The 3,858-nt window shown below is 72.7% G+C and carries 3 protein-coding genes and 1 pseudogene; 1 reads left to right on the forward strand and 3 read right to left on the reverse strand.

What is annotated here, in order from left to right; genetic code table 11:
• Positions 1–488 (reverse strand): phosphotransferase (locus QM633_RS11200; RefSeq protein ID WP_415153840.1); only part of this gene is annotated, 488 nt, incomplete at its 3' end.
• 26 nt (positions 489–514) lie between these two features.
• Between QM633_RS11200 and QM633_RS11205 the strand changes: the two genes are divergently transcribed.
• The gene (locus QM633_RS11205; protein ID WP_415153841.1) at positions 515–2,113 is read left to right on the forward strand and encodes an ABC-F family ATP-binding cassette domain-containing protein; all 1,599 of its coding nucleotides are present in this window, start codon (positions 515–517) and stop codon (positions 2,111–2,113) included.
• Between the two features lie 69 nt (positions 2,114–2,182).
• Here QM633_RS11205 and QM633_RS11210 read toward each other — a convergent pair whose 3' ends face one another.
• On the reverse strand, positions 2,183–3,394 hold the full coding sequence (locus QM633_RS11210) for a M20 metallopeptidase family protein (RefSeq protein WP_415153842.1): 1,212 nt from the start codon (positions 3,392–3,394) through the stop codon (positions 2,183–2,185).
• Positions 3,395–3,411: 17 nt separating this feature from the next.
• Positions 3,412–3,858 (reverse strand): annotated as a pseudogene (locus tag QM633_RS11215) (SAM-dependent methyltransferase); the annotation flags it as partial.

Consider the following 3,858-nt stretch of genomic DNA (forward strand, 5'->3'; position numbering starts at 1 on the left):
CTGCGCACCCTGGGCTCCCAGTCCTGCGCCCTGGCCGCCAGCGGCACGCCCCGGAACGGGCTGGCCGAGGCGTCCGGCTCCGCCGGCCGGTTCAGCGCGGCGAGGAAGGCGGCCAGCCCCGGGGCCGCGGGTGCGCGGTTCACGACCGGTACGTCGCTGGCGCTGCGACCGGGCAGCCGCGGCACCACCGTCCATCGCCACGGGTAGCCGTGGCCAGGGCGTCCGGCGAACACGGGGACGGGGACCGGGACGGGCAGCCTCGGTGCGAGCCGGGGGAGGGCGAGGATCTCGTGCTCGATGAGCTCCGCCGCGGCCCCGCGGCGGGGCAGCCGGACGAGCAGGTCGGGTCCGAGCGCGAACAACTCGTTGTCCCAGCCGTGGCTGAACGTCTCCACGTGCTCATCGGCCAGGTGGGGGCACTGGTCGGACACCAGCCGGCGGACCAGGGCGGCGTCCGGCCTCACCTCGGCTGCGGGAATGCGGGGCACTCGGGACAGGGTAGCCTTGCCGGGCGATGTTGGTGGTACGTGAGTTGGAGGTCCGGGCAGGAGCCCGGTTGTTGCTGTCCCCGGTGTCGTTCCAGGTGGCGGCGGGAGACAAGATCGGGCTGGTCGGGCGCAACGGCGCCGGCAAGACCACCCTCACCCGCATCCTGGCCGGTGAGTCGCTGCCCGCGGCCGGCACGGTGACCCGCTCGGGCCAGATCGGCTACCTCCCGCAGGATCCGCGCACCGGCGAGGCCAACCAGTTGGCGCGCGACCGGATCCTGTCGGCCCGCGGCCTGGACTCGATCCTGCGCCGCCTGAACACCTACTCGATGGCGATGGCCACCGAGGTCGGCGAGGCCCAGGACAAGGCGATGGCGTCCTACGCCCGCGCGGAAGCGGAACTGGCGGCCGCGGGCGGCTATGCCGCGGAGTCCGAAGCCGCCCGGATCGCGGCCAACCTCGGCCTGCCGGACCGAGTGATGGGGCAGGAGGTGCGGACGCTGTCGGGCGGCCAGCGGCGACGTGTGGAACTCGCCCGGATCCTGTTCTCCGGCGCGGACAACCTGCTGCTGGACGAGCCGACCAACCATCTGGACGCCGATTCGATCGTGTGGCTGCGCAGCTTCCTGCAGTCCTACCCCGGCGGACTGCTGGTGATCTCGCACGACGTCGGGCTGCTGGAGGCGACCGTCAACAAGGTGTTCCACCTGGACGCGAATCGCGCCGAACTGGACGTCTACGCCATGGACTGGAAGCGCTACCTGCTGCAGCGCGAGACCGACGAGAAGCGGCGCAAGCGCGAGCGTGCCAACGCCGAACGCAAGGCCGACGCCCTGCTGGCGCAGGCGGACAAGATGCGCGCGAAGGCCACCAAGGCCGTCGCCGCGGCGAACATGGCCCGTCGGGCGGAGAAGCTGCTCAGCGGGCTCGAGGAGCAGCGCGCGGCCGACAAGGTGGCGAAGATCCGGTTCCCGCAGCCCGCCCCGTGCGGGAAGGTGCCGCTGACCGCAGCCGAGCTGAGCAAGTCCTACGGGTCGCTGGAGGTGTTCACCGACGTGGACCTCGCCATCGACCGTGGGGCGAAGGTCGTGGTGCTCGGCCTCAACGGTGCGGGCAAGACCACCCTGCTGCGGATCCTGGCCGGGATCGAGGAAGCCGACACCGGCGAGGTCGTCCCCGGACACGGCCTGCGGCTGGGCTACTACGCGCAGGAGCACGAGACGCTGGACGTCACCGCGAGCGTGCTGGAGAACATGCTGACCGCCTCCCCGGACCTCAACGAGACCGAGGTCCGCAAGATCCTCGGCTCGTTCCTGTTCTCCGGGGACGATGTCGACAAGCCCGCCCGCGTGCTGTCCGGCGGCGAGAAGACCCGGCTCGCCCTGGCGATGCTGGTGGTCTCGGCGGCGAACGTCCTGCTGCTGGACGAACCCACCAACAACCTGGATCCTGCCTCCCGTGCGGAGGTGCTCAATGCCGTCCGCACCTACGCCGGCGCGGTGATCCTCGTCACCCACGACGAGGGCGCGGTGGAGGCGCTCCACCCCGACCGCGTGCTGCTGCTCCCCGACGGCGTCGAGGACCTCTGGAACCCCGACTACGCCGACCTGGTCTCGCTGGCCTGAGCGGGCTGGGTCCGCGCGTGGCTGCGGCGGGTCCGCCCGAGCTGCAGGCGTCCGGAGCGGCCCGAGGGTTCAGCGGGCGAGCTGTGCGCCGCCCACGTAGCCGGCGGCCAGGGCGAGAGCCAGGTGGCGGATCGACTCCTCCGCGGGCAGGAAGGTCGGATGGTGCAGGCCCACCCGGTGCCGGGCCCCCGTGGACGGGCCGCCGGTGCCGACGAACATCATCAGGATCGGCGCGACCCTCGAGTAGTGCGAGAAGTCGTCCGCACCGCAGGAGCGGAACGGCTCGTGCGCGACCGGAAGGCCCAGGCGGACGAGCAGCGGATCGACGAACTGGACCAGCCGCCGATCGTTGTTGAGCACGGGATCTCCGACGACGATGTCCACCTCGGCGTGCGCGCCACGGGCCGCCGCCGTGTGCTCGGCCAGCCGCCGGATCGCGGCGTGCAGGTGGGTGCGGTCCTCCTCGAACATCGTCCGGATCACACCGTGCAATGAGGCCGTCTCCGGGATGATGTTGTGCGCCGTGCCGGCCGCGACGCGCCCCACCGTGATCACCGCTGGATGGATCGGGTCGACCGTGCGCCCCACCAGTTCCTGCAGGCCGAGGACGATCGCCGCCAGCACCGGCACCGGGTCGATGGCGACGTGGGGGTAGGCGCCGTGGCCGGGCTGGCCGTGGATGACGATGTCGAACTGGTCGGCGGCGGCATTGACCGCGCCCACCCCCGTGCTCACCACCCCGCTGGGCACCCTCGGCTGCACGTGCCCACCCACGACGGCGCGGACCTCGTGCTCGAGCAGCAGGCGCGATCCCACCACCTCCTCCGCCCCGGACGGCTGCACCTCCTCTCGGGGCTGGAACAGTCCGACCAGCCCGACCGGGAGGTCGACATGGCGCGCGGCCTGGAGCAGGGCCCACAGCGCGGCGAGGTGGACGTCGTGCCCGCAGGCGTGCATGGCCCCGTTGGTGGCGGCCCACTCCACCCCGGTGCGCTCCGCCACCGGCAGGGCGTCGAGTTCGGCACGGACAGCGACGGCCGGGCCGGGGGGACCGACCCTGACGAGGAAGCCCGTGTCGGCGACCCTGGCCGGCTTGAAGTTCGGCATGGCGTGCCGCAACCGCTCGACCGTCGGGCGTTCCGCACCGCTCAGGTCGGGGTGCCGATGCAGCTCCCTGCGCAACGCCCGCGCGTGCGGCAGCTGCTGGTCCAGCTGTGCCACCAGTTCCGCCAGTAGTGCTGTCGCCGGGTCGCTCGGCCAGGTGGTCGCCACAGGGGTCATCTTTGCTGCTGAGGTCCTCACCGGTCCAGCGGACGGTATGCCTGGACGGTCACGTCGATCGAGACCTCGGCGTCCCCGACGCCGTCGGGGACGCGATGGAAGGCGTTCGGTCCCATCGCGATCAGGTCCCTGGCCAGGCCCGCCGCCACGGCCACGCGGTACCGGGCGACATGGGTGTCGACGAGCTCGAAGAACTCCTCCGCAGCGGCGGCCACGAGGACGTCCTTGCCCACCGGCACCCTCAGCAGCCCGTGGTGGTCACGCAGCCCGGCCAGGTGGGCGGACCCCGGGGTGGCGACGACCAGGCATCCGTCCGGACGGAGCACCCGCGCGAACTCGCCGAGGTTCCGCGGCGCGAACACGCAGACGAGGGCCCCGACGCAGCGCGACCGCACCGGCAGGGGACGCCACACGTCGGCGACCACGGCGCCGACCCGCGGGTCGGCGCGGGCGGCGATCCGCGC

It is taken from the genome of Propionicimonas sp. (assembly GCF_047606205.1).
Lineage (GTDB): Bacteria > Actinomycetota > Actinomycetes > Propionibacteriales > Propionibacteriaceae > Propionicimonas.